22 protein-coding genes and 2 pseudogenes are annotated in these 25,450 nt (G+C 55.5%); 7 read left to right on the top strand and 17 right to left on the bottom strand.

Annotated elements, in window-relative coordinates:
• Window position 1: 1 nt before the first annotated feature.
• From AC2FIT_RS16800 to AC2FIT_RS16780, 5 genes are read right to left on the bottom strand one after another with little or no spacing between them, the layout of a single operon-like run.
• Window positions 2-1,333 carry an aminotransferase family protein gene (locus tag AC2FIT_RS16800; protein ID WP_496831181.1) on the bottom strand — a complete coding sequence of 444 codons (1,332 nt, stop codon included), beginning with the start codon at window positions 1,331-1,333 and terminating at the stop codon, window positions 2-4.
• 1 nt (window position 1,334) lies between these two features.
• Window positions 1,335-2,411, bottom strand: a complete 1,077-nt coding sequence (locus AC2FIT_RS16795) for an ABC transporter ATP-binding protein (RefSeq protein ID WP_496831180.1) — start codon at window positions 2,409-2,411, stop codon at window positions 1,335-1,337.
• 58 nt (window positions 2,412-2,469) lie between these two features.
• A complete protein-coding gene (locus AC2FIT_RS16790) occupies window positions 2,470-3,609 on the bottom strand; it encodes an extracellular solute-binding protein (RefSeq protein ID WP_496831273.1) in 1,140 nt (379 codons plus the stop codon).
• A 55-nt stretch (window positions 3,610-3,664) separates the two neighbouring features.
• Window positions 3,665-4,450, bottom strand: a complete 786-nt coding sequence (locus AC2FIT_RS16785) for an ABC transporter permease (protein ID WP_496831272.1) — start codon at window positions 4,448-4,450, stop codon at window positions 3,665-3,667.
• Window positions 4,451-4,464: 14 nt separating this feature from the next.
• Window positions 4,465-5,331 carry an ABC transporter permease gene (locus tag AC2FIT_RS16780; RefSeq protein WP_496831179.1) on the bottom strand — a complete coding sequence of 289 codons (867 nt, stop codon included), beginning with the start codon at window positions 5,329-5,331 and terminating at the stop codon, window positions 4,465-4,467.
• 92 nt (window positions 5,332-5,423) lie between these two features.
• On the opposite strand from AC2FIT_RS16780, the gene AC2FIT_RS16775 reads away from it, so the two are divergent.
• Entirely contained in the window at window positions 5,424-6,392 is a 969-nt protein-coding gene (locus tag AC2FIT_RS16775) for a LysR family transcriptional regulator (RefSeq protein WP_496831178.1), read from the top strand.
• Window positions 6,393-7,052: 660 nt separating this feature from the next.
• On the top strand, window positions 7,053-8,051 hold the full coding sequence (locus tag AC2FIT_RS16770) for a YeeE/YedE thiosulfate transporter family protein (protein WP_496831177.1): 999 nt from the start codon (window positions 7,053-7,055) through the stop codon (window positions 8,049-8,051).
• Between the two features lie 42 nt (window positions 8,052-8,093).
• Here AC2FIT_RS16770 and AC2FIT_RS16765 read toward each other — a convergent pair whose 3' ends face one another.
• From AC2FIT_RS16765 to AC2FIT_RS16735, 7 genes are all read right to left on the bottom strand, one after another.
• Entirely contained in the window at window positions 8,094-8,648 is a 555-nt protein-coding gene (locus AC2FIT_RS16765; protein WP_496831176.1) for a hypothetical protein, read from the bottom strand.
• A 196-nt stretch (window positions 8,649-8,844) separates the two neighbouring features.
• On the bottom strand, window positions 8,845-9,750 hold the full coding sequence (locus AC2FIT_RS16760; RefSeq protein WP_496831175.1) for a sugar kinase: 906 nt from the start codon (window positions 9,748-9,750) through the stop codon (window positions 8,845-8,847).
• Complete coding sequence (locus AC2FIT_RS16755) at window positions 9,747-10,802, bottom strand: L-idonate 5-dehydrogenase (protein WP_496831174.1); 1,056 nt, start codon at window positions 10,800-10,802, stop codon at window positions 9,747-9,749. The genes AC2FIT_RS16760 and AC2FIT_RS16755 overlap by 4 nt, the downstream gene beginning before the upstream one ends.
• Window positions 10,803-10,810: 8 nt before the next feature.
• Window positions 10,811-12,088 carry a TRAP transporter large permease gene (locus AC2FIT_RS16750; RefSeq protein WP_496831173.1) on the bottom strand — a complete coding sequence of 426 codons (1,278 nt, stop codon included), beginning with the start codon at window positions 12,086-12,088 and terminating at the stop codon, window positions 10,811-10,813.
• On the bottom strand, window positions 12,088-12,585 hold the full coding sequence (locus tag AC2FIT_RS16745; RefSeq protein WP_496831271.1) for a TRAP transporter small permease: 498 nt from the start codon (window positions 12,583-12,585) through the stop codon (window positions 12,088-12,090). Before AC2FIT_RS16745 ends, AC2FIT_RS16750 begins: the two co-directional genes overlap by 1 nt.
• A 67-nt stretch (window positions 12,586-12,652) precedes the next feature.
• Entirely contained in the window at window positions 12,653-13,630 is a 978-nt protein-coding gene (locus AC2FIT_RS16740; RefSeq protein ID WP_496831172.1) for a TRAP transporter substrate-binding protein, read from the bottom strand.
• Between the two features lie 20 nt (window positions 13,631-13,650).
• Window positions 13,651-14,361: a GntR family transcriptional regulator gene (locus AC2FIT_RS16735; protein WP_496831171.1), complete on the bottom strand. Its 711-nt coding sequence runs from the start codon at window positions 14,359-14,361 to the stop codon at window positions 13,651-13,653.
• A 116-nt stretch (window positions 14,362-14,477) separates the two neighbouring features.
• On the opposite strand from AC2FIT_RS16735, the gene uxuA reads away from it, so the two are divergent.
• Both uxuA and AC2FIT_RS16725 read left to right on the top strand, forming a co-directional pair.
• Window positions 14,478-15,686 carry a mannonate dehydratase gene (gene uxuA / locus AC2FIT_RS16730; protein WP_496831170.1) on the top strand — a complete coding sequence of 403 codons (1,209 nt, stop codon included), beginning with the start codon at window positions 14,478-14,480 and terminating at the stop codon, window positions 15,684-15,686.
• Complete coding sequence (locus tag AC2FIT_RS16725) at window positions 15,670-17,154, top strand: mannitol dehydrogenase family protein (protein WP_496831169.1); 1,485 nt, start codon at window positions 15,670-15,672, stop codon at window positions 17,152-17,154. The genes uxuA and AC2FIT_RS16725 overlap by 17 nt, the downstream gene beginning before the upstream one ends.
• 63 nt (window positions 17,155-17,217) lie before the next feature.
• On the opposite strand, the pseudogene AC2FIT_RS16720 reads toward AC2FIT_RS16725, so the two are convergent.
• Window positions 17,218-17,529, bottom strand: a pseudogene (locus AC2FIT_RS16720) (transposase family protein); the annotation flags it as partial.
• A gap of 220 nt (window positions 17,530-17,749) precedes the next feature.
• On the opposite strand from AC2FIT_RS16720, the gene AC2FIT_RS16715 reads away from it, so the two are divergent.
• The 3 genes and pseudogenes from AC2FIT_RS16715 (at window position 17,750) to AC2FIT_RS16705 (ending at window position 21,608) form a co-directional block, all read left to right on the top strand.
• Window positions 17,750-18,163 carry a universal stress protein gene (locus AC2FIT_RS16715; RefSeq protein ID WP_496831168.1) on the top strand — a complete coding sequence of 138 codons (414 nt, stop codon included), beginning with the start codon at window positions 17,750-17,752 and terminating at the stop codon, window positions 18,161-18,163.
• A gap of 46 nt (window positions 18,164-18,209) precedes the next feature.
• Complete coding sequence (locus AC2FIT_RS16710) at window positions 18,210-19,961, top strand: BCCT family transporter (protein ID WP_496831167.1); 1,752 nt, start codon at window positions 18,210-18,212, stop codon at window positions 19,959-19,961.
• A gap of 351 nt (window positions 19,962-20,312) precedes the next feature.
• A pseudogene (locus AC2FIT_RS16705) lies at window positions 20,313-21,608 on the top strand (MFS transporter).
• A 223-nt stretch (window positions 21,609-21,831) separates the two neighbouring features.
• On the opposite strand, the gene AC2FIT_RS16700 reads toward AC2FIT_RS16705, so the two are convergent.
• From AC2FIT_RS16700 to AC2FIT_RS16685, 4 genes are all read right to left on the bottom strand, one after another.
• Window positions 21,832-22,164: a GYD domain-containing protein gene (locus tag AC2FIT_RS16700; protein WP_496831166.1), complete on the bottom strand. Its 333-nt coding sequence runs from the start codon at window positions 22,162-22,164 to the stop codon at window positions 21,832-21,834.
• Window positions 22,165-22,603: 439 nt separating this feature from the next.
• A complete protein-coding gene (locus AC2FIT_RS16695; RefSeq protein WP_496831165.1) occupies window positions 22,604-24,238 on the bottom strand; it encodes an acyl-CoA synthetase in 1,635 nt (544 codons plus the stop codon).
• Window positions 24,239-24,242: 4 nt separating this feature from the next.
• Window positions 24,243-25,043 (bottom strand): enoyl-CoA hydratase, encoded by an 801-nt coding sequence (locus AC2FIT_RS16690; protein ID WP_496831164.1) that lies wholly within the window; start codon window positions 25,041-25,043, stop codon window positions 24,243-24,245.
• A gap of 22 nt (window positions 25,044-25,065) precedes the next feature.
• On the bottom strand, window positions 25,066-25,450 hold a 385-nt coding region (locus AC2FIT_RS16685; protein WP_496831163.1), incomplete at its 5' end, for an OsmC family protein.

The following is a 25,450-nucleotide window of genomic DNA, read 5'->3' as shown; positions in this document are numbered from 1 at the left end:
GTTACGCTGCCTTTCCAGCGATCTCGCCGGAAAACTGGGTCAGTGAAGCATCGAGACCTTCGATAATTTCGTCCAAATTCGTGTCAGACGTGATCAGCGGCGGGCATACAAGAATATGATCCCCTTCTATCCCGTCACGCGTACGCCGAGAGTAGACGATCAGCCCCTTTTCATAGGCAATATCCACAACTCTCTGATAGGCATTCCACTCTTTGGGCAACGGGGTCTTTTTGTCCCTGTCAGCCATCAGTTCAAAGGCCGTCAGCAGACCTTTACCACGCACATCCCCGATCATGTCATGCTTTTGCATCAAGCCATGCAACCGCGCGAGCAGTTTTTCCCCCATGCGGGTTGCATTTGCACAGAGACCTTGGGATTCGATTTCCTCGACAACAGCCAACCCGGCGGCGCAGGCCAGCGGATTGCCGGCATAAGTATACCCATGCGCAAACCCACCTGCATCCAGCACGGCTTCGACCAGATAGTCATCCGCGATCGTTGCGCCCAACGGCACGTAACCTGATCCAATACCTTTGGACATGACCAGAATATCAGGGCGGGCAGACCAATGATCCGAGCCCAGAAAGCGTCCTGTGCGCCCTGCCCCGGTCATCACCTCGTCAGCTATCATCAGGATGCCATATTCGTCGCAGATCTCGCGGATACGCTCCATGTAACCGACCGGCGGCACCAATGCCCCGGTTGATGCCCCACCGATCGGCTCGACAATGAAAGCCATCACACTTTCCGGCCCTTCCTCTTCAATTTTTGCGGCCAGCATGTCGGCATAGTGGCGACCGGTTTCTGGGTCATTGGGGTCAAGACCATCAAGATACGCTCGCGGTGCGGGGATCTTGGACATCTGCCGCAACATCGGCTCGAAAGGCGCGCTCAGCGGTTCATAGCCTGTCACGGCAAGCGCCCCCAAAGTGCTGCCGTGGTATGAAGGCTGCCGTGAAATAACCTTCCATCGACTGCCCTGCCCGACGGCTTTCATGTACTGCCTAGCAAGCTTCAGCGCACTTTCCACAGCCTCCGAACCGCCCGAGACAAAGAAAACCTTGTTCAGCCCCTCGGGGGACAGCGCAGCCAACCTTGCGGCCAGTTTCTCAGAAGCTTCTGTTTCAAAATGAAGGCGATAGCCGAAGGTCGATTTCTCCATCTGCTGCCGCATTGCGGCCAGCACGTTGGGATTTGAATGCCCTATATTGCAAACCATCGCGCCAGATGAACCATCCAGATAGCGTTTACCATCCTTATCCCACATATAGACGCCGCGGGCCTGATCCAGAACGGGTTTGCGACCCCGGCCCTGATAGAACAGATGAGACATGTCAGCCCCCCTGCAGCGCCGCGCAATCCTGCGCGCGGAAACCAACGGTCACCATGTTGCCCTCGGCAAACGGTGTGTCGTCAATCATGTTGATGGCCTGCAATTGCGTGTCACCCACGCGCACGAAATAGCGTACCGTTTGACCCTGATAATCAACTGTTTCGACACGAGCGGGGGCAGTGATAAGCCCATCGGTCACTGTTTTCTCATCAAACAACGTCAGTTTTTCCGCACGCAGCACCAGCTTGGCCGGTCCCTGTTGAACCTGAGCGGCTTTGTCCGAAGGCACGCAGACTTTTCCAAACAGCGGAGCATCGACCACTACGCCGTGAGTGTCCTTTTGTTCGCAATGCCCAGCCAAAATGTTGGATGCCCCAAGGAAATTTGCCACAAACTCGCTAGCTGGCGTGTTGTACACGTCTGAAGGCGAGCCGACTTGTTCGACACGTCCAGCGCTCATCACCACTATCGTGTCGGACATGGCCAGCGCTTCGGATTGGTCATGCGTGACGAACACAGTCGTCACTCCAATCTGGTGCTGAATACGTTTCAGTTCGACCCGCATGTCTTCTCGCAGGTTGGCATCCAACGCGGAAAGCGGTTCATCCAGCAACAGCACCTCGGGTTCGACAACAATCGCCCGCGCAAGCGCGATGCGCTGCTGCTGCCCACCTGACAAAGCCTTGGGGTACCGGTCCCCAACATCCGGCAATTGCACCAAGTCCAAAGCCGCCTTCACCTTGCCCGCAATGTCGGCCTTGGGCACATCACGATATTTCAGTCCGAACGCCACGTTTTCAGCCACGGTTTTATGCGGAAAGAGTGCGTAGTTCTGGAAGACAATACCAAGGTTTCGTTTGTGAATTGGCACATCGTTGACACGCTTGCCGCCAATCAAGATCTCTCCCTCGGTCGGGTCCAGCAAACCGGCAATCATCCGAAGGTTGGTAGTTTTACCGCAACCCGATGGCCCAAGAAGGGTAACGAAGGCCCCCTCGGGAATTTCGAGGTTGGTGGGATGCACCGCCGTGAACGATCCAAAGCGCTTCACGATGTTTTTCAGTGTGACGGAACTCAATGGAACATTCTCCGGATTCTTGGGCTTCCCCGGGGTTAAACCCGGGGAAGAGATTGATTCAGTAGCCCTTCTGGACACGACCAAAGGTCTTGGACCATCCGGCCTCGTGCCCGTTCCAGTAGTCGGGATTGGCGAAGGTCAGACCAGCCAGCGTTCCTGTCGGGTCAAACGCCGGCAGAGTCGGAATCTTTTCACCCAGATCGACCTTTTTCGGGTCAAGCGCCGGAGGATAATTCTGCCCCTCGGCAACTGCAATCGACGTTTCCGGCGCCAGCATGAAGTTCAGCAGCTCCTCGCAAGCCTCCATCGGCGATCCCTTGATCACGAACAGGCATTCCTGCCAGCCAAACCCATTGGGAGGATCTATGTAACCGATGTCATGACCTTGCTCTTGCAACGCATAAATGCGGCCCGACCAGCCTTCGGTCACATAGATTTCTTCTTCGGCCAGCAAGCTCATCAACTCAGCGCCAGAGGTCCAGTATTTCAGCGCGAGATCTCGGTGCGCACGAACCGCATCCCACGCGGCTTCTTCATCGGTGACGCCGTTGGGGTCCTGATCCGTTTGCAACGCGGCGTACCACATCCGGGTGCGCCAATCGCTCCATCCGCCGATCTTACCTTTCAGGTTTTCGTCGATCAGGATTTTCGCGCCCATTTCCTGCATCTGGTCATCGCTGACATACTTGCGGTTGTAGGCCAACCCGGTGGTTCCATAGTCGTATGGAACACAGCTCAACTTACCGTCTGTCACCCCACGGAACACATCCACCAGTTTAGGGATCACGAATTCCAGGTTCGGAATGTTGTCTTCGTTCAGTTCCGAAGTCAGTTCCAACCCGTGATAGCGCGCGTAGTCGAAAACGCCGGACAGGTGGGCGATGTTGTACTCTCCCGGCTGGCTGGCCTTGACGCGGCTCAGGTATTCGTCGCCTCCCCCAAAGGTTCCGTCAACTACGGCAATGCCGGTTTTCTCGGTGTAGGGATCGAAAGCGTGCTTGCGAAACGCTTCGGAAACGACACCGCCCCAGCCGTCGAAACGGACTTGATCAGTGGCGGCATGCGCATATTTGGCAAAAGGCGTCTGGACACCGTAGGCCAGGCCGGCCGCACCGATTAGCCCCAGAAAACCGCGGCGGTCGATGTCTCCGTTCATATAGCGTTCGCGAAGGCGTTCGTATCGAGTGGTATTGTCCATTTTCTTGGTCATTTATCTCTCCTTGTCGGGTGTTCAGTTTTGAAAGTGGCGGTTCCTATGTGCCGCTCTTTTTGGCCAATTGCCGTGCGATCCCGACCCCCAGAAGGGGCAGTCCAACGGTCATGACAATCATCACGGTGCCAAGCGCGTTGATCTCGGGTGAGATCGAATTCCGCAACATGGCAAAGATCTGGGTGGGGACGGTTTCAACACCACCGGGCTTCCAGAACAACGTGCCGGTGATGTCGTCGAAGCTAATCGTAAATGCGAACAGTGCACCGGCCAGAACTGCTGGCAACATTAGCGGCAGGGTGATCTGAAAAAAGGTCTGAACCGGAGTTGCGCCAAGGCTCATCGCGGCCTCCTCAACATCGCGCTTTATGCTGATCAGCCGGGCCTGCACCACCAATATCACGAAAGGCAGGGTGAATATCACGTGACCAAACAGCAGCAGTGCAAAGCTTTTGTTGATGCCAAGAAAGTTCAGGAACAACAAAAGGGCGACAGCCAGAACAACCTCAGGCACCAGTATCGGCGCAATCAGCAAGGTCGAGATGGTATTGGCACCCGGCACCCTGTAGCGCACCAATGCAAGGCTTGCCAAAACCCCAAGCGTGGTCGAAATCAGCGCGGTCATTAGCCCCAACACGATCGACGTCCGGAAGGCCCGCAGAATTGCCTCATTGTTCCACAGCTCAACAAACCAGCGAAGCGAAAATCCAGTCATCGGGAAGCTGCCGAATTGCGAGGCATTGAAGCTGAGCAGCACGACAACGGCCACCGGCAGAAACATGAAAATGTAAACACCAATTGACCATGCCCGGATCAGGTTCCATCCCATTTTTCCACCTTCCATCAACCCAGCCCCTTCATCAGCTGAGCCATGCCCAGATACCGGTTGTAGATCATCACCAGCGCCCCCAATACAGCCAACAACATCAGGCTCAGTGCGGAACCAAGCGGCCAGTTGAGTTGGGTGATAATGGCTTCGAAAACGAGGTTCGCGAACATGGCATCCCGCGGTCCGCCAAGGACCAGTGGCGTGATGTAAGTCCCTGCACCCAAGACAAAACAAAGCAACCCACCGGCGGCTAACCCGGGCAGCGATAGCGGCAAGGTAACTTGCAGAAACGTCTCCCATTTGGTTGCACCAAGCGAGTTTGCGGCGTCTTCCAGATTGGTATCGATCCCATCGAGACTGACATAGATGTTCAGGATCATGAATGGCAGGAGGAAGTGCACCAGGCCCAAGATGACCGTTGCTTCGTTGTAAAGCATCTGTATCGGTTCAGAGATAATCCCAAGCGACAACAGCAGCGAATTGAATGCACCGGACACGCCCAGAATGTTGATCCAGCTCATCGTGCGAATGATGTAACTGATCCAAAACGGCAGCATCAAAAGCAGCAGCAAAATTGCCTTGTTCCCCCTCGATCTGGCGATGAAATAGGCCGAAGGGTATCCCATGATCGCACAGACAATGGTTGTGATTGCAGCAATGCGAAGGGTGCTGATCAGGATATCGCGGTAGAACGGATCGGTCAGTGCTTCGTTCCAGTTATCCAGATAAAATCCGACCTGATCCGCCCCCGTCGCCGTGCGAAGCCAAAAGCTGTAGACCACTATGAACATCAAGGGCACGAACAGCAGCAATGCCACTGCGGCAAGTGCTGGTGAAAGCAAAATCCACGGCTGTCGCGCTTCGCGGGTTTCGATTGACATTTCGGGCCTCGGGTAAACTCTTGCCCTTACAGTGCTAATGCTACAATCATAGATCAAATAGATAATTAGAATTCTGAGTATAGTTGCTATCTATGACCGACTTAGCCAGCCAATACGATCCCGACCGAGTAGCGCGTGAGTTGGATTGGAACCTGCTGCGTACCTTTGTTGTTCTTGCGGAAAGTCATTCTATTACCGATGCCGCCAATCAACTTGGGCTTCGTCAGCCTTCCGTTTCTGCGGCTTTAAAAAAACTCGAAGACCGGATTGGCCGCAAACTGCTCGACCGATCACCGGGCCGATATGCGCTGACCGATGCAGGCCGCCTGCTTTATCGTGAAGCTGTCGAGATCAACGGATCCGTGTTGCGTCTTTCGACCTTGCTACGAGACTTGACGGACAAGGTTCAGGGCAACATCAAGATCGCAGTTGCCAGCCACGTCGTGTGCCCCGTGCTCGATGACGCTCTGGCCCGTTTCCATGCAAACCATCCCGCTGCAACTTTCTCACTCGAAGTACATTCCAGCGCCGATGCCATTGCCGAGGTCGCGGCGAAACGGGCATCCTTTGCGGTTTGCCTAGTGAAGGATCACAACCCCAAACTCGAATACCGCCGCCTATATCGTGAATACTTTGGGCTGTTCTGTGGCCCTAATCACCCGCTGTTTGGACGAAAGGACCTGTGCCTCTCGGATCTGGCGGGGCAAAGCTCGGTAAGTTTCGAAACGGACCGCCTCCAGGATGTACTGCGACCGGTCACTGTCATGAGGGCTCAAGCCGAATTGGGGCAGAAGATCACCGGCGTCTCAAGCCATTTGGAAGAAGTCCGGCGCATGATTATGGCTGGTCTTGGTATCGGCCCCCTCCCCCTGCACGTTGCTGCCCGGGATGTCCGCGATCAGCAACTTTGGCAGGTTCCTCCTTACGAAGGTCTGCCCGCCATCGACGTTCACGTTGTCTGGAACCCGGCCACGGTCAAAAACCGAGCTGAGGAATTGCTGCTGCAGGAAATCCTGACCGCAATTGAGACAACACCGATGGAAGTACGCACTTACCGCTAGGTTTTCCACTCAACCGTATTGCTGTAGTCGGGCAGCTGTTTCTTTGGATGAGTGTCCAACAGCGCGTGTGAGTTGCCACGTTAAGCGTCGTTCGATTGCTCCTGTTTTTATTTGGACGTGGGTGGCATCGACGAATTCATCACCCGTCAGCTATAAGAGGCACCGGTTTCCTTCTCAGATCATTGCGCACGCGGTGCAGCCCCATGTAGGCTGCTTCAAACCTGAAATCCTTTGTTGCTCAACCCCCTAAACCTGTCCGGTAGGTACCGACGTCAGACACGTTGGATTAATGCAATCGGTTACAGCGAAAGGATGAAAGGTGACCGTCACGCAACGCATAGCTCGGTTCCGGGCGGAAAGCTTGAATGCATCCTAATTCATTAGCCTTGAAGAAACAGCAGAAAGATTGGAGGATTGGTGTGCAGACTTCAATTAGGAACCTCCGCACGGGGCTATCGGGCGCAAGGTCTTGGCAGACGTGATGAAATTAGTTCACGACACCAGCCCGGGAACCTGATGGAACCGCGGAAAATCTAACACCGGCCAAAGGCACGTTAGATAGCATACCATTAACTCGCAGACTTTCGTTGTGGACGGGGACCAGCGGGAGGCAGATCATAGGTTATTCTTGGTTGCTCATTATCCCGCCAACTAACGTGTATGCAAAGGATGGTGTCGGTGCTCTCGAATTTGCTTATATTTTTGCTTGCGTTTTTGGTGGGTTACTCTATCCGACGTGGTTCGGTTTGTGTTGTACTCGCCACGAGAGCTTTGGTGGTTAACAAAAAGACTTCTCGTATGAGAGCTTTCGGAGTGGCGGCAGCAGGTGCCGGTGCAGTAATCGTTCCTCTCCACTGGGTGTTTCCGGAACAAGTTGGCCTCGCCTCCGGTGCTTCGCCGACACTGAATACCTTGCTTGCCGGCGCCGCGTTTGGCATCGGAGCATGGCTGAACGGCGCTTGTGGGCTTGGCACTCTTGCGCATTTAACCGGTGGGAACCTTAAGTTTCTCGTGACGGTGCTTGGAATTTTGGTTGGATCCCTGGCCGTCATCTTTCTTTATACCGATACGAATAGCCTGAGAGAGATGCCGTCTGCGCTTGACACGTATTCTCTACCGGCTTTGGCTCTCGTCACTCTGTATGGTCTCATATTTTTTTCGGCGGTGTCTCGACGCATGTTTCGCTGGGTAAGCGGTATACGAGACGGAACCGGGTTTCGTTTGGGCCCGTACCGGGCAACGCTCATCGTGGGTGTGGGTGGTGGCATTTTATTCGCGACGACGGAAAACTGGATTTACATGGGAATGCTGACCACCCACGCCTTACAGTTGTTTGATCCCAGCAAACAGGCAGGCACGTGGGTGGCGTTAGTAGCCGCCATACTTGTCGTTCTCGGAGGGGTCGTATCTGCCCTTGCAAACCGTGACTTTCGTTTTGAGATCCCCAAATTCCGGTCCGCAATTCGATCCTTTTTTGGCGGCGCTTTGATGGGCGTAGCGGCTGTGTTCATACCCGGAGGGAATGGCTGGCAACTGGTTTTTGGTGTGCCATCGCTCGCCCCTAACGCGATTAGCGCATATCTGGCCATGTCAGCAGTTCTGTGTCTGGCTTTCCTCATCACGAAAAAAGTCGGCATATCGGATTTGAACACGAACTAACTCATACCTTTGCTGACCAGACGTATACGAAGAAAAGAACGTCTATTCGATCAGGTCGCGAAGCCGAGATTGCTGCTGAAAATCTGCCCACGCATCGTCAAAGCCTTCCAAAGGCCAATTCAGTGTACGGGACACACCGTGTCTGTCGCGGAAGTCAAAAAGGAAAGCACCGCCTTGTCTCATCTGACCGATCAAGTCGTCGGCGTCATCTTCGTAGAAATCACATCCAAGCCCGGTGAGGCATCCGGGCCAACGGGTGCGCCAAACGGCCTCTCCTCCCCGCTCGATGCGAAACCCATTGGGGTGGAAAAAAGTCCCCGGCTCTATTCCAAATTCAACCTTGTACCCTGTGTCTTCCGGGACAATAAAGATAAATTGGCCTGCGAAGTTTGGACGTGGTGAGAAGACGTCCACCCATCTTAAGTAACATCGTTGAACAAGCTCGCCATATTCTACCCGCTCGTCACATATAGAGTTCCAAATGCCAAATCTGGCGTGATGCGTACCCTTCCAGTTGCTTGCGGTATCATTACCCTGCAAGTCCTGAGCAGATGTCGCGGTGGCTGCCAATAGCAGTAAGGCCAAAAGCTTTTTCATGCGTGTTAGGTGTCGTTGCGCATCCAAATTATCAATTCACGATCATGAGAGGATGTATCGCAAGTTAGCTCGCGCGTAATAGTAATTTATTTCAATAACTTAAATGACCACGCAAACAGTCGAATTCAGTTTCATCGATCCAGCGGCCACTGCCATATTCCGCATCCGGACACACCGCCAGCCGCAAAGCCTAATATCAAACAGGGATTATCGCACCTCGAAAACCAATAATTCTGCGTGCCAATTCGTGACCCTGATCAAGCGCCTCTGACTGGGACAGCCCCGACAATTTTGCAGCCAGATAACCCCCGTTAAACCCATCGCCAGCTGCTGTAGTATCCACAACGTTTCGCGCTGGTTCAAAGGAGGATGTGGTCGTGACTTCGTTGATGGATTTTGGCCCCAAGACACCCCGTTTCAACGCACCAACACAGCCCGTATAGTCGCTAAACCGGGTGAGGACTTCAGCCTCGTCTTTCTCGTGAAATACGGCCAACTCATCATCCACCGAAGGCAGGGCAAAGTCGCACCGGCGCCACGATGCCCCGATTATTTCGCGTGCTGCATGTTCCGACTCCCAGAGCTTAGGGCGATAGTTCGAGTCGAAGGCAAGAAGCCCCCCCCGCGCGCGATAGCTGTCAATCCAGTCCAGAAGGCAAAGCCGGACGTTCTGCGGCAGGATGGCCAGAGTAATCGCGGACAGGTAGATAAGATCGAACCCTGCGAGCATGTCAAAGCGTGGCTCTGCCTCTGCCTGAAACAACTGCCGTGCTGCTGAGTTCTGTCGCCAGTACTGAAAACTCCGCTCACCTGCTTCATCGGTGCTGATCGCATAAACTCCGGGTAGTTTATTTCTCAACTGTGTCAATCGAGACGTGTCGATGTTCTGCTCGGCTATGAACCTGACAATGTCATCGGACAGGCGGTCATCCCCCAGAAGGCTGACAAAACTCACGCTATGGTTCTCGGGCAACATACGACGCAGGTAGATCGCTGTGTTGAGAACATCCCCTGCCACCCCGACCTGCGCCGGCCCGGGGACCGTGGACACTTGCAATTCAAGCATCACCTCACCGACACATGCAATTTTCATGCCGCTCATAACTTGCGATCCTTTTTGAACGTAAGGTGGACTTTTATGGCCTGAGTTCTGTCCCCGGCAAGATCGAAGGCCGCGGTGGCATCTTCGATGTTGAAGGATCGGCTAATTATTGGTTCGACGTTGATTTCACTACTGTCAATCAGCCGCACGGCCTCGGCAAATTCAGGATGAAACCGATGGGTTCCGATCATTCGGATTTCTTTGCTTACGATTACGTTCAGGGGCAGGCTGACCTCTCCGGCGACGCCAACCAATATCATGGTTCCACGTGGTCTGAGCATGGTCAATGCAGCGGCAATGGCAGCAGGCGATCCGGTACATTCGAACACCACGTCAAACTGTCCCATGTTCAGGCGGAAAGGCTCCAATGCCTCGGGTCGATCCGCGACGTTGATTGTTTCAGACGCCCCCATCTCTTTCGCGACTGACAGAGGAAAATCGTGAAGGTCCGTCACGATCAAGTCGCGCGGATTATTCCGAGCAACGACTGAGGTCATCAGCGCACCGATCGGCCCCGCTCCGGTAATCAAAATGGTTTTTCCGTGAAGGCAATCTGCCTGTGCCTCGGCATGAAGACATACAGCAAGAGGTTCCGCACAAGCGGCCTGTTTCACAGGTATCGGATTGGTGAAACGGTGCACGCGCGAGGCGGGTACGGTCAGGATTTCGCGAAACATCCCCTGTTCGTGCGGCATTCGGTATGCAGAGCCCATGAAATGCATCTCTGTGCAGTGATTGAACTCGTTCCTTTTGCAGAAACCGCACCGCCCACATGGAAGGCTAGGGTTGATCGCCACCAGATCACCTGCGGCAAACCCGGTCACGTTCATCCCGACCTGCGTCACATGACCGGCCGCCTCATGGCCGACAATGATCGGTTCCCGCACCCTGATCTGACCTATGCCCCCGTCGTGATAATAATGCAGATCGGAACCGCAGATCCCCCCGGCACCAACCGCGATCCGCACGTCATCCGGTCCGAGATCACGAACGGTCTGAGTTTCAATCCTCAGGTCATGGGCCGCATGTAGCCGACAGATTCGCGTTTCCATGATGCACCTTATGGAAGGATCTGATTAGGCAACCAGGTTGCCAGTGCCGGGATGTAAGACACCATCAACAGGACGATCAGGTTGCTGAGAAGGAACGGAAAGATTGCACGCACCACCGGTGTCAGGGGCAATTTGGCAATTCCGGCGCATACAAACAGGCACACGCCGACCGGCGGGGTCGTCAAGCCGATCATTAGGTTGAGAACCGCAAATGTCGCAAAGTGCAAAGGTTCGATACCCACAGCAGTGGCCAGCGACAGCAGAGGTACAAACAGGATGATCAGCGCGGCAATCGTCTCCATGAACATGCCAACGAACAGCAGGAGGATGTTGATGATCAGAATAACCAGAATGGGGTTTTCAGTGATCGTCAGTACGCCAGATGCAATAGCTTGGGGGATGCGTTCCGAAACGAGGATCCACCCGAACACATTGGCAAATCCGACCAGCGCCAGAATGGCCGCGGCAGAGACAGCGCTGTCCGATATGATCTTGGGCACCAGCCGCACCGGCAGCTCACGATAGACAAAAGCGCCGACAACAAAGGCATAGACACTTGCAACAATGGCGGTTTCCGTTGGTGTCGCAATGCCACTGAGCAGCCCATAGAGAATGATCCCGGTCATCGCGAGGGCCCAGAATGCACCGCCAAACGCTTTTCCGATTTCACTAAAGCCCTGCCACTCTTGCCGTGGAAAGTTTTTGCGCACGGAAATGACGTAGCACGTCGCCATCATGCCCAAACCCATCAGCACACCCGGGATCGCCCCGGCAAGAAACATCTTGCCGACTGAAATACCGGACAAGGCACCGACGATGATCATCGGGACACTCGGCGGAATGATGGGGCCTACGGTTGAAGACGCGGCTGTGACCGCAGCCGAAAAATCGGCAGGGTATCCAGCCTTCTTCATGCCGGGGATCATTACGCCACCGATTGAGGCCGCATCAGCCACTGCTGTGCCCGTGATCCCCCCGAACAGCATGGACGCACCGATATTGGTCAGGCCCAGACCGCCGCGTATCCATCCAACGAGTGCATTTGCAAACCGAATGATGCGTTCGGTTATCCCGCCGTTGTTCATCAGGTTTCCGGCAAGAATAAAGCCCGGGATACTAAGCAGAACAAAGACATCCATGCCTGCATAGATTTTTTGTGGCATTACAACCAGCGGAATATCCGCAAGCAACAGATAGGCCATCGAGGACAAGCCAAGTGTGATGGCGACGGGAATGCCCACCATTAGTCCGACTACGAAAACCGCGAATAGGACAAAGACTTCCATTATTGTTCTGCTCCACTGGCGCTTTGGGGTCGGTATTCGATTTTTGCCCAATCAAGGACGAAGCGCAGGGCAGCAAAGGCCGCGAGCAGGCCCAAAAGTAGCAAGACGCTGAAGTGCACGAACTCCATAGGCAGCGCCAAGGCAGGAGAGCTTTGCAATGTGCCAATCTTTACGTATTTTATGGCACCGGGAATTAGGGTGATGCTGAGAATGGCCGTCGCAGCAGATGCCAGCATCCTTAGCTTTCTGGGCAGATCTCCGGGAAGTGCATCGCAGATGACATCGACGTTCACCAAATCTCCGGTCAACAGTGCAACACCAGTGCCAAATGCAGTCAGGTAAATCAGGGCAAAGCGGGTCAGCTCTTCGGTCCAGACCGGCGAGTTGCCAATGGTACGGCCGACCACCTGAGTGAGCACCGCGATGATCAAAACTGAATAGGCGGCGAGCGCGCCAATCCTGCATATCAATGTCATAGAGTGGTGGACACGCTTCATCACGGCCTTTCCCCTTCGAAAACATCTGCCGCTGATCAAACCAGCGGCAGATGGGTTTGCTGATGACTTAGTTCTGGCTGTTGAACAGCTCTTCAACGATCGGCTTGATCTCATCGTTGACATTGGCCAGCACTGCGTCTTTCGCCTTCGCCGCATAGGCTGTGCCATCGACCTCGACGAAGGTCATGCCGTTTGCCTCAAGATGCGCCCGGTCGTCCGCCAGGCTGGTGTCCAGCAATCCGCGCTCATAAGCCTGCGCACGCGCGGCTGCCTCCATCACATGGGCCTGATCCTCTTCGCTGAGCGATTGCCAGGTGGATTCCGCAATCGTCAGATAGATCCACGAACGGACATGCTGCGTCAGGTTCACATGGCTTTGGACTTCGTTGAAGTTGGCCGAGCGGATCAGGGCAAGGGGGTTTTCCTGCGATCCGATGGTGCCGTTTTGAAGGGAAGTAAAGACTTCCGAAAACGCCATTGGGGTCGGGTTGGCGCCAAGAGCACTCCAGACGTCGACAAACAGCGGAACGTTGGGAACGCGCATTTTCTGGCCATTCAGGTCATCGGGATGCGCGATCGGGCGGTTCGAGGTCAGGTTACGAGGACCGCGCGCGAAATAGGCAATCGGGCGGATCTGAGCCTTTTCGACGATCTGCGCTTCAATCTGATCACCGATTTCACCGCCAGCGACCTCATCCATGTGTTCGGTTGAGGCATAGGCATACGGAACCGCCAACAACGCGGCCATCGGCGCCCAGTTCTGCAGGCTTTCACCGGTGATTGTCATATCAACCGTACCCAGCTGCATACCGTTGATCAGGTCGATTTCCTTGCCCAGTGATTCATTGGGAAAGATTTCCACGGCAATGCGCCCATCGGTGAGCGTATTGAGCTCGTCGCCGAATTTGACAGCAGCAAGGTGCCAGGCGTTTTGCTCGTTTGCCAGATGGCCGAGTTTCAGCGTGACTTCCTGCGCAGAAGCCACCCCGCCGATGAGTTGAGACAGCAGCCCTGCGACCACCAGGTTTTTGAGCCTAAACACCATTTTTTCCTCCGTTTTGGTGACTATGCGTCAATCAGTTCGGGGTCGAACCGATCAAAGAATTCTTTGTTCTCGCGAACAATTTTCGGCAGATCATTGATCAACCTCCGCAGGTGCTTGCGCATGGCGGCTGAGGCCTGCGTTGCATCCTGACGTTCGATCTGATCCACTATTTTCCCGTGCTCTTCGACCAGTTGCTCGGCGGGGAATTGCCCAAGACTGAGGAAGCGCACACGGTCCATTTGACTGTTGAGCCCTTCCAGGAACTTCCAGGCGATTTCTTTTCCAGCTGCTTCCGCCAAGGTTCGGTGAAACTTCGTATCTTCGTTGATGAAATCCGGGCGCGATGTTTTGGCGACCTTCAACTGGTTCTTCAACTGACTGCGAAGGTCTTTGATCAACGCCCTGTCGGCTGAGCCCGCCAACTCCGAGACAATGTCAGCCTCGACTGCCTCACGCACGAACCTGGACTGCAACACAGTCGGAAAGTCGATCTTTGTGACCTGCGTCTTTCTCTGCGGCCGCACAATCACAAGACCTTCCTCCGAAAGCTTTATGAAGGTCTCACGCACAGGTTGGCGGCTGATTTCATAGTGCCGCGCAAGCTCTGGTTCAGATAGTTTGGAGCCCGGCGGCAGATCGTTCTTGATGATCCGTTCGCGCAATATCCGATAGATCTGCGGTGTTATCGCCGCGTCGCGATCGAAAGCATCATTGATAACGACTTCATGCACTACGTTGTCCTCCTGCGTGTTGTTTCTCGTAAACTTCCATACAAGTCAACAAGAATCTTGACAGGCTTTCCCGGATGGCAGAAAAAGCAGACGCAAGAATTCAGGAGGAAGGCACAATGCAAGAGACTTGGAGATGGTTCGGTCCACAGGATCAGGTCTCTTTAAGCGATGTCACACAGGCAGGCGCATCTGGGATTGTCACAGCCCTTCACCACATACCGCCCGGTGTGATCTGGCCTCTGTCTGAAATAACCGAGCGCCGGGACTATATTGCGGGAAACTCCGTACGTTCTCAGCGTCCGCTTAATTGGTCTGTTGTTGAAAGCCTGCCGGTTTCAGAGGATATCAAAAGGCAAACAGGCAGTTGGCGCGAGCATGTCGAACACTACAAAACCAGCCTTGAAAATATTGCTTTAGCCGGTATCGAGGTCATCTGTTACAATTTCATGCCGCTTCTCGACTGGACCAGAACGGACCTTGCATATGAGGTGGACACAGGCGCCACCTGCATGAGGTTCGATCTTGTCGACTTCATCATGTTTGACGTCTTCATATTGAAGCGTCACGGTGCATCTGAAGGACATGATGACAGGCTTGTCACAGAAGCGCATCATCGGTTCCAGTCGACAAACGAGACGTACAAAAAGCGCCTCGTTGACAATATCGTTTGCGGGTTGCCAGGCGCGGCAGAGCATTTCAGCCTTGATGACATAAAAGAGCAGCTGGCGATTTACGCTGCTTTCGATCACGATCAATTGGCACGCAATCAAACTGATTTTCTTGAAGAAGTCGCACCTGTTGCCCAGAAACTGGGGCTGCGGCTCTGTTGCCACCCAGATGATCCACCGGTGCCGTTGCTGGGCCTGCCCCGGATCATGTCGACAGAGGCCGATTACAAACGGCTCATCGAAGCAGTAGATATTCCCGCCAACGGAATCACGCTCTGCTCGGGCTCATTGGGGGCCCGGTCCGACAATGATCTGTCGGGCATGATGGATCGATTGGGTGACAGGGTTCATTTCCTGCATCTTCGCAACGTCCGCCGCGAGCATGATGGTGTGTTTGGATCATTTCACGAATCCGAACATCTGAGTGGTGATGTCGACATGCCCAGTTTGGTCGCCGCAATCCTTCGCGAAGAAAACCGACGCAAATCTTCTGGCCGCGCCGACCATTCGATTCCACTTCGGCCCGATCATGGTCAGGACATTCTGGATGATCTGACGCGCAAGGCTCAACCCGGTTACCCGGCAATAGGACGTCTCAAGGGCCTAGCGGAACTACGGGGTTTGATTGATGGATTGTCATATGAAAGCCGCCGATGACCTGCGGTTAAGTGGGCGTTCACTTTCAAACGCCTCTCGCAATGTCGGACGCCCCGGGTACGATCCCACCACACATGGAACGGGGATTGTCCACATCGGGCTTGGGGCGTTCCATCGTGCACATCAAGCGGCATATACTGACACCGCGCTGGCAGCATCTGGTGGGGACTGGCGCATTGCGGCTATCAGCATGCGCTCAACTGAAATTGCGCAAAAGTTGGCCAAACAAGACGGTTTCTATACTCTGATTAAAAAAGCACCAAGCCAGACCCGCGCGCGTATCATAGCCAGTATTTCCACGGCTCTTGCACTTCGAATTCAGCGCGCCGAAGTCATGGCGCTGCTGACATCACCAGATGTGAAAATCGTTAGTCTGACTGTTACTGAAAAAGGGTATTGCTACAACACACACGATCATAGGCTGGATTTGGACAACGCAACCATCCGTCACGATCTTGCCGAGTTCGACCAACCGATCAGCGTTCCGGGTCTTATCGTTAAATCTCTAAGTGAACGCCGCAATCTGGGATTGAAAGGGTTCACAGTGCTCAGTTGTGACAACCTTCCCAACAATGGTGAAATCACAAGACATGTTGTGCTGGACTTCTCTGACAGGATTGATCCGCATCTTTCGAACTGGATCAAAAACAATGTGACCTTCCCATCAACGATGGTGGATAGAATAACGCCCGAAACAACGGATGACTTTGTCGAAGAAGCAACGAAAACCGTGGGAGTTTTTGATGCGGTTCCTGTACAGACAGAGCCATTCAGCCAGTGGGTGATAGAAGACGACTTCAAATATGATCGCCCTGCCTGGGATGCCGCCGGAGCGATTTTTGTCGAAGACGTTGCTCCGTATGAAAAGATGAAGCTGCGAATGCTGAATGGATCGCACTCGCTTTTGGCCTACGCCGGACATGTGGCTGGGATAAAAACCGTCAGCGAATGTATGAGTACCCCAGAGCTGCGCGATCTTGTGCAACTCCATTTGGCCGCAGTCAGCACGAAGTTAACGCCACTGGCCGGGGTTAACTATACCACCTACTCACACAAGCTAATCGAACGCTTCGAGAACCCCGACATCCAGCATGCGACCTACCAGATCGCGATGGATGGCAGCATGAAAATGCCTCAACGTATTTTTGAACCCGCAGAAGAAGCGTTGGTAGAAGGCGCATCCATCCAGACCTACGCATTCGCGACAGCGGTCTGGTTCCGATACCTACTGGGAAAATCCGAAAACGGAAATCACTATAATCTTCGCGATCCGAGAGAGCGGGAAATCCATAAACTGTTGGCGGGAAAAAAAGACGCAAGGGCAATCTTTGGTGCCTTGAAAATGGCAGACGGTTTGTTGCCCCAAAAGCTGTTCGCGAATGAAACATGGGCAAAAACGGTCATCGAAAGTCTCGACCAAATCTTGACTGGTGGGGTTCTTCGATCTGCAGCATCCGCTGTTGCATGAAAGCCACCTCAAGGTCTGGTAGCGGGGTGGTCGAGGAAAAGGAAGTGCCATTGGAGGTTGGAACATCAGCTCGTCTTGGACGTCTCCGTTGGCATCAATGGCCCGCATCAGCCAATGTTTCACTCCGTTGATCGAAACGACGATCTCGTCCATGCACCATATGACGGCTGGCCGGGGACGATAGCGCCGGATACAAGCCGCGAACTTGGGGCCCGAACCAGTTCACCCAGGGACGGATAGACTTACGGCTGACGATGACGCCGCGCTCGGTCCGAAAATTCACGACATCCGCCGCGCTTGGTACAAACCGATGATATGTCGACACCGAGTAAGCGACTACTTCACGGGTAAACCATAGCCCTTCAGACGCGGCAATCAACGATCATTTCCCAGCACCGACGACCTCAGAGACTCCCTCACGACGGTTCAGCGCAGGCGCAGGTGATCTGGGTGCTTCGCTTTGCAAATGCAGGCCAATTTGTTACACAGATGAAAACGAGGCGGCATTTCAGGGCCGCGTTCTGCTAGCATCACCGTGACGGTGTACGTGTTCCCCCCTGAAATGACCGGCTCTAGGCAAAGGAGGGATTTTCTATTGTTTAATCACATCATGGTGCCGGTCGACCTTGCGCATCCTGACGCGTTGCAGTCTGCGCTGAAGGTCGCGGCGGATCTGGCCGGGCACTACAGCGCGCGAGTGTCGTACGTCGGTGTTACAGGTCCCCAACCAAGTTCGGTGGCCCATAACCCAGAGGAGTTCGGCGCGAAGCTCGCAGAATTTGCCGCGGCACAGAAGGCCAAGCATGGAATTCCGGACACGGCTGCACATGCCGTAATGTCGCACGACCCGGCCGTCGAGATCGACCATGTGCTCGAAAAGGCAGTAAGCGACCTCGATGCCGACCTCGTGATCATGGCCTCGCACATTCCGCGCCATTTCGACCTCGGCTCTCACGGTGGACGGGTCGCTTCGCACACAAGCGCATCGGTGATGCTAGTGCGCGCATGACGCCGAACCGGACACCGCAACAAACGCCAGAACAGGGAACGTAACGATGACCGACCAAAATTATACCGAAGACGTCGACGCCCAGGGCATACCTTCCCCTGAGGGCGACCATCACCTTATCAAGACGGACTACGACATCGGGCAAGACAACGTGGAAGGCAACGTCGGGCCCATCCCGTTTGACATCCACAACCCGGTCTTCGCGATCTCGGGACTTGTGGTGATGGCCTTCGTTTTCTTCACTCTCGCTCTGCCGGATTATGCCGGCACGGCCTTTTCGGCCATGTTCTCTTTCGTGACTCAAACCTTCGATTGGTTCTTCCTGTCGGTAGGTAACCTCGTCGTTCTGTTTTGCCTCGCCCTGATCGTGCTTCCCCTCGGATCGGTAAGGCTGGGAGGTGCTGACGCGACACCTGATTATGGCTATGTCGGGTGGTTCGCGATGCTTTTTGCCGCTGGTATGGGCATCGGGCTGATGTTCTATGGTGTTAGCGAGCCGATGAGTCACTTCGCCTCGTCCCTTGGAGGGACGACGATTGGCGAGGACGGTTTGCGAACCGACTGGGCTCCGCTCGGCGGCGCAGCTGGGAACGAGGCCGAGGCGGTACGCCTTGGCATGGCTGCTACGATCTACCATTGGGGCCTGCATCCTTGGGCCATGTATGCCGTGGTTGCGCTTGCCCTGGCGCTTTTCACCTACAACAAGGGGCTGCCACTGACGATCCGCTCGGCCTTTTACCCGATCTTTGGGGACCGGGTCTGGGGCTGGACGGGCCATGTCATCGATACGCTTGCGGTGTTCGCAACTCTTTTCGGACTCGCAACGTCGCTCGGCTTCGGCGCAACGCAGGCGGCGAATGGGCTTACGGTTCTCTACGGCTCCGGTGTCGCGGAGGAGGGAACGCGGAGCTTCCTGGGGCTGCCTTTCGGCAACACAGAAGACTCGGGGACGATTGATAGTGGCGCACTGCTTGTGATTCTAATCACCGCAATCACCATCGTGGCACTGATCTCTGTCATCCGCGGTCTCGACGGTGGGGTCAAACGCCTGTCCGAGATCAACATGGGGCTTGCCGTACTTCTCTTGCTGTTTGTACTGCTGGTCGGCCCCACATTGGCGCTTATCTCGGGCTTCTTCTCGTCGCTGGGCGCGTATTTCGAGTATCTACCAGCGTTGATGAACCCGTTCGGACGCGAGGACACGAACTTTGTCCAAGGCTGGACGGCCTTCTACTGGGCGTGGTGGATTTCCTGGTCGCCCTTTGTCGGAATGTTCATCGCGCGCGTCAGCCGCGGTCGCACGGTGCGAGAGTTCATCATCTGCGTTCTACTAATCCCGTCTCTCGTCTGCGTCCTGTGGATGAGCGTTTTCGGCGGTACGGCAATCCAGCAATTTCTCGTGGATGGCTACGAAGGCGTCGTAAACGCGCCGCTGGAACTGAAGCTCTTCGAGATGCTGTCGCAGCTTCCGCTGGCATCCATCACTTCGCTTGTGGGTATCATTCTCGTGATCGTGTTCTTTGTCACCTCGTCGGACTCAGGCAGCCTCGTGATTGATACGATCACAGCGGGAGGCAAGATCGACGCGCCTGTGCCGCAACGGGTGTTCTGGTGCACGTTCGAGGGCGCGGTCGCCATCGTGCTGCTGCTTTCGGCAGGGGGATTGGCCTCGCTGCAATCCATGGTGATTTCCACCGGCTTGCCGTTTGCGGTCGTCCTCGTGCTTCTGTGCGTCTGCATTGTCATGGGATTGCGCACGGAACGTGCAGCGGTCATGGCACCCTCATCGGCGAAGTAGAACGCCAGGCCCATTTCGGCAGTGAAATTTTATGGCGTAGCTCTTGGAACGCCGCCGAACGTCAATCGGCGGCGTTTCCATTTTCGACGACTGAGACCGTGACCTATCAGCGCGGCAACGGCCGAACGGCGTAAGCTTGACCGCAGAATGGCGCTGCAGTGGTGAACGTTGGACGGTCACCGTTATCGAGAATGGAACAGCGTTCAGTCCAAATTCTGGGTATGCCGGCTCGCGTTGCAGGAAGCTATGTCGCAAATCATCGAAAATAAGCGGTTACGGTGACGACAGGGCATCTCGTGTCGGGCGACGCTTCAGATAAACTTGGCAACCGAATGAATTGAGATCCAGCCCATGGTGCAAGTCCTTTCGGGCGTCTGGGCATTTCTGCTTGGCATCGTCCTGATTATGCTTGGCAACAGTATGCACTTCACGTTGATCGGACTGCGCGGGGGGATTGAGGGATTCTCTGCGGCGGAACTTGCCATCGTAACGTCTGGTTACTTTCTCGGCTTACTGTCCGAAGCCCGTTTCACGCCGTTGCTGATCAAGCGGGTCGGACACGTTAGGGTCTTCGCGGCGCTGGGTAGCTTCATGTCAGCCGGACTCATTGCCTTCACACTGCTGGCAGAACCCTGGGTCTAGACACTGCTGAGGGTGCTCGTCGGATTATGCATGTCCGGCATTTATGTCACAGCGGAAAGCTGGCTGAACAACGCCACAATCAACGAGTAGAGCGGCAAGGTTTTGTCGACCTACATGATAGCGCGAACCCTCGGGATTATCGGCGCGCAGGGTCTTTTGACGCTCGAAGATGCGGCAACCTCAGCCCTCTTCGTCGCGGCATTGATCCTTGTCTCCGTCTCTTTCGCGCCGATCCTTTTGTCCGTCACGCCTGCCCCGGCGGTAGAGGTCGCGCGCCCGATGTCTTTCCGCGATCTTGTTTCGGGTTCGCCACTTGGCGCAATTGGCATTTTCCTTCTTGGCAGCATCTATGGCACCCAATCCGGAATGGGGGCGATCTTCGGCAGCGAGATCGCTATGGCGGCGAATGAGATCGCACTTTTCGTCGCGATGCTCTTCGCTGGAGCACTGGTTTTGCAGTTTCCAACTGGCTGGCTGTCGGACCGACTGGACCGCCGCAAAGTGATCCTTGGGACGGCTGCGAGGGGTGCGCTGGCCTGTGGGCTTGGCTGGATAGCGGGCATCGGCCCTCTCCCGACTGTGGAGCGTACTCTTTAGCCGATCATGGCCGCAGCGTTTCTTGCAGACGGCATGACGACACCGCTCTACGCGCTTTTGCTGGCATATACCAATGACTACTTGCCGACCGAGGACATGGACGCCGCCTCCGGCGGCCTTGTCTTCACCTTTGGACTGGTGGCAATTCTGGGGCCTCTCCTGACCGGTTGGGCCATGCAAGGCCTGGGACCGGGCGGGTTTTGGCTCGTCACGGGCGCTACTTTCACTAACCTCGCGCTTTACGCCGCCTATCGCATGTCGCGGCGCGCAGCGCCGCAAGCTTCTGAGACGGATGCCTATCTCGGCGTTTTGCCCACGGCCTCGGCCGTAGCGATCGAGACGGCAGGAGCCTGGTCTGCCGAACAGGGCGAGGGCGGGGAAGACGGTGATGGCGAGAACGGCACCTGAGGCTTACTCTGCGATTTCGGTCAAGGCAATCCGCGATGCCACGACAGCATTGGGCTGCTTTGTCCACATGATGGACCTTGGCTCTTCGAAAAGTTGGGTCTGCTATTCACGCCTAAGCAGTCAACGGACAGAAGGACGCGAATGATTACGTCGAGCCCTTAGCGGTCGAACACACATTGCTTCAGTTTGGCGGTTGAAGCGGCCGGCCGGCAAACGGATGAGATCAGCTTCCGGGCGCTTGGTATTTCCCAATGATGTCGTTGGCGGTATTCGCCATTTCTGCGAACTCCGCTGAAGTCCAGGCCTGCACAGTTTCCACGTCGCTGACGGAACCAGAATGCACTGCGACCATAATTGCTGATACCGCGCTTTCCATATCCGCCCCTTCAGTAATCATAACAAAATCGTTGCGACCTGTTGTCAGGTAGTAAGAGAGAATTTTGGCGTCAACGGCATCGGTAAGAGCCTTCAAAGAGGGCATGCGGTCTTCCGGTTTCGCCATCAACCCGTCAACCCCAGACTTGGTCAAGCGACCCGTTGTTATGAACTTTGGCATAAGTATTCCCCCCGATGTTACAGGGCTGACAAGGTATCATATCGACTACTGTTATGCACCATGAGAGTCGTCGCTCTAAGTCTTCTTGCTGAGCCAAACGGCACAATCAGCAAGGCTTTAGCATGTAAAAAGATTGCCTATCCATCTAAGATGGCGTTCTTTTGTTCGATCTTATGGTTCTACATCAATGCGAACGGCTGCTCTTTCTAGCACAACAAACACTCAGTAAATTTTTCCGAACGCCTGCCCCGGACCAAAACTACCGAACGCCGCGTGGGACACGAACGGGTAGGAACCCGTTCCAAGCTTCCATTGACCGGACTGACCTCGACCCTTAAAAGCCGTTTTTACTTCTATAGCGTGCGATACCGCTGCCTGCCTTTTCGAACGTTGGCTGCATTTTTAAAGCAACCCGCTGGCTTAAGTGCGGCGCCTTTGGTCAGGACGCAATTTTCTTTGCCAGTTCGCGCAAAGCAAATTTCTGGATCTTCCCGGTCGAGGTCCTTGGTATCGACATGAACACAAACCTGCCGGGAACCTTGTAGGGCGCCAGACAGCCGCGACACCAGCTGCGCAGGATCTCTGCATCGGCCTTCTGCCCCTTGGACAATTCAACAAATGCACAGGGGGTTTCGCCCCATTTTTCGTGCGGCATTGCCACCACGGCAGCCACCTCAACCGCCGGGTGGCGGTAAAGCGCCTCCTCGACCTCGATAGAGGAGATATTCTCGCCGCCCGAGATAATAATGTCCTTTGACCTGTCCTTGAGCTGGATGTAGCCATCGGGATGCATGACCCCCAGATCCCCGGAGTGGAACCAGCCACCGGCAAAGGCCTCCTCGGTGGCCTTGGGGTTGCGGAAGTAGCCCTTCATCACGACGTTTCCGCGAAACATCACCTCGCCCATAGTCTGGCCGTCGCGCGGCACCGACTGCATGGTTTCCGGGTCCATCACGTCCAACTGCTCCAGCGGGAGGTAGCGTACGCCTTGGCGCGCCTTCAGCGCGGCTTGCTCGGCGGGCGGCAGATCGGCCCAGCTGCGATGCCAGTCATTGACCACCGCAGGACCATAGGTTTCGGTCAGCCCGTACAGATGGGTCACCTCAAAGCCTGCGGCTTTCATATCCGCCAACAGGCTTTCGGGCGGTGGCGCAGCGGCCGTAAAGAATTGCACCGGCTGGGCCAGGTCGCGCTTGGCCTCCTGCGGGGCCGAGACCAACAGCGACATCACGATGGGGGCACCGCACAGGTGGGTTACACCTTCGTCCGCTAGTGCGTTCCAGATCGGTTCCGCCCGGACCTGGCGTAGACACACATGGGTGCCCGCAATGGCAGACAGCGTCCAGGGGAAACACCAGCCGTTGCAGTGGAACATCGGCAAAGTCCAAAGATAGACCGCGTGTTTCTGCATTGAGGTGGTTAGCGCATTACCCTGCGCCAGCAGATAGGCACCCCGGTGGTGCGAGACCACGCCCTTGGGGTCGCCGGTGGTGCCGGATGTATAATTGATCGAAATCGCATCCCACTCATTCTCGGGCATTCGCCAGACAAAATCCGGGTTGCCGCGGGTCAGGAATACCTCATAGTCGGCGGCGTTCGCATCTGTTTGAGCACCGTCATACTCTGGATCGTCGTACTGGATCAGGACCGGTGAAACCGTGGCGAGTGCCAGAGCCTCCTGCATCAGCGGCATGAACTCTCGGTCCACAATCAACAGTTTCGACATAGCGTGGTCGAGCTGGAATGCGATTACCGCCGCATCCAACCTTGTGTTGATCGAATGCAGCACCGCGCCGCACATCGGCACGCCGTAATGGCATTCCAGCATGGCGGGAGTATTGGGCAGTACCACCGACACGGTGTCGCCACAGCCGATACCGTTCTTTGTCAGGGCCGAAGCAAGCCGCCGCGAGCGCGCAAAAAACTCTGCATAGCTGCGTCGCAGCCGCCCATGCACTATTGCGGTCCGATTGGGAAAGACGCTGGCAGCGCGGTCCAGGAAAGTCAACGGCGTCAAAGGTTGATAGTTCGCGGGGGTGCGGTCCAGACCGGTGTTATACGGGTTTTCCGTCATGGTCTCATTGATCCTGCCATTCGGGCCTACGTTTTTCAATGAAGGCGCTTATGCCCTCTTCAGCATCGCGGGCGAGCATGTTGTCCACCATCACTCCGGAGGCATAGGTATAGGCGTCGGCCAAGGGCATTTCCCGTTGCGCATAGTAGGCTCGTTTGCCGGTGGCCAGGGTCATGACGGACTTGGATGCGATTTTGCGGGCCATCTCCATCGTGGCCTCCCGCAGCTGCGCGGGCGGGACCGCGTGGTTTATCAAGCCGATCTCTTCTGCCCGCCGGGCCGGAGTCATGTTGCCGGTCAGCAGCATCTCCATTGCATGCTTGCTGGCAATATTGCGCGACAGGGCCACCATCGGTGTCGAACAGAACAGTCCGATATGCACCCCTGGCGTGCTGAACTGCGCGGTGTCCTCGGCAAAGGCCAAGTCACAGCTGGCCACCAGCTGGCAGCCCGCCGCGGTGGCAATCCCCGTAACCTCGGCAATCACCGGCTTGGGGCAGTTCACGATCGCCTGCATTGTGGCAGAGCACATCGACATCACCTTGGCAAAATAGGCTCGTCCGCCGTCAGCAGCCACGCGTCCAGCAATCATCTCCTTGAGGTCATGACCTGCGCAATAGGCCGGGCCGTTTGCCGCCAGAACTACAACGCGCACCTGCGGGTTTTCTCCCGCTTCGGCAAAGGCTTCCGACAGAACCGCCAGCATTGCCTCGGAAAGCGCGTTGCGGCGTTTGATGTCGTTCAGGGTCAGGCGCAGGATGCCAGCGGCATCCAGGTCGCGCAGCAGGATGCCGCTTTCTTGCACGGATCAGATCCTTCGAAAGAGATTACTTGATGTTGATTTCGACCGTGTCGGCCAACGTGTTGGCGATGAAGCAGTAGCGATGGGCGCGGTGTTGCATCTCGGCCAGCTGCGCGTCGCTGACGTTGAAACCGGTGTCAAAGCGCACCACGGGGTGCAGATCGATCCGGATGACGGACATCCGACCCTTGGGATTCCTGCCCAGATGTGCCTCGGCGTAGTCGTGGTAGCTGGCCACCGGCCAGCCAGCCTTGGCGCAGAGCGCTAGGAAGGTCATCATATGGCAGCTCGACAGGGCCGAAGCCAGTGCCTGTTCGGGGTTGGTGTTGGCCGGATCGCCGCCCCAATCGGGGGCGGAGTCCACTTCTACCTCGTGGCTGTTTTTGAACTGAACCCTGTGCGCGTTGGAG

It is taken from the genome of Ruegeria sp. YTSA135, assembly GCF_059610165.1.
This window is presented reverse-complemented; position numbering and strand designations above follow the sequence as displayed.

Excerpts from the sequence above, each read along its gene's own strand:
- AC2FIT_RS16800 (WP_496831181.1), bottom strand. The coding sequence starts at position 1,333 with ATGTCTCATCTGTTCTATCAGGGCCGGGGTCGCAAACCCGTTCTGGAT.
- AC2FIT_RS16790 (WP_496831273.1), bottom strand. The coding sequence starts at position 3,609 with ATGGACAATACCACTCGATACGAACGCCTTCGCGAACGCTATATGAAC.
- AC2FIT_RS16785 (WP_496831272.1), bottom strand. The coding sequence starts at position 4,450 with ATGGGATGGAACCTGATCCGGGCATGGTCAATTGGTGTTTACATTTTC.
- AC2FIT_RS16780 (WP_496831179.1), bottom strand. The coding sequence starts at position 5,331 with ATGTCAATCGAAACCCGCGAAGCGCGACAGCCGTGGATTTTGCTTTCA.
- AC2FIT_RS16775 (WP_496831178.1), top strand. The coding sequence starts at position 5,424 with ATGACCGACTTAGCCAGCCAATACGATCCCGACCGAGTAGCGCGTGAG.
- AC2FIT_RS16770 (WP_496831177.1), top strand. The coding sequence starts at position 7,053 with ATGCAAAGGATGGTGTCGGTGCTCTCGAATTTGCTTATATTTTTGCTT.
- AC2FIT_RS16765 (WP_496831176.1), bottom strand. The coding sequence starts at position 8,648 with ATGAAAAAGCTTTTGGCCTTACTGCTATTGGCAGCCACCGCGACATCT.
- AC2FIT_RS16760 (WP_496831175.1), bottom strand. The coding sequence starts at position 9,750 with ATGAGCGGCATGAAAATTGCATGTGTCGGTGAGGTGATGCTTGAATTG.
- AC2FIT_RS16755 (WP_496831174.1), bottom strand. The coding sequence starts at position 10,802 with ATGGAAACGCGAATCTGTCGGCTACATGCGGCCCATGACCTGAGGATT.
- AC2FIT_RS16750 (WP_496831173.1), bottom strand. The coding sequence starts at position 12,088 with ATGGAAGTCTTTGTCCTATTCGCGGTTTTCGTAGTCGGACTAATGGTG.
- AC2FIT_RS16745 (WP_496831271.1), bottom strand. The coding sequence starts at position 12,585 with ATGAAGCGTGTCCACCACTCTATGACATTGATATGCAGGATTGGCGCG.
- AC2FIT_RS16740 (WP_496831172.1), bottom strand. The coding sequence starts at position 13,630 with ATGGTGTTTAGGCTCAAAAACCTGGTGGTCGCAGGGCTGCTGTCTCAA.
- uxuA (WP_496831170.1), top strand. The coding sequence starts at position 14,478 with ATGCAAGAGACTTGGAGATGGTTCGGTCCACAGGATCAGGTCTCTTTA.
- AC2FIT_RS16725 (WP_496831169.1), top strand. The coding sequence starts at position 15,670 with ATGAAAGCCGCCGATGACCTGCGGTTAAGTGGGCGTTCACTTTCAAAC.
- AC2FIT_RS16710 (WP_496831167.1), top strand. The coding sequence starts at position 18,210 with ATGACCGACCAAAATTATACCGAAGACGTCGACGCCCAGGGCATACCT.
- AC2FIT_RS16700 (WP_496831166.1), bottom strand. The coding sequence starts at position 22,164 with ATGCCAAAGTTCATAACAACGGGTCGCTTGACCAAGTCTGGGGTTGAC.
- AC2FIT_RS16695 (WP_496831165.1), bottom strand. The coding sequence starts at position 24,238 with ATGACGGAAAACCCGTATAACACCGGTCTGGACCGCACCCCCGCGAAC.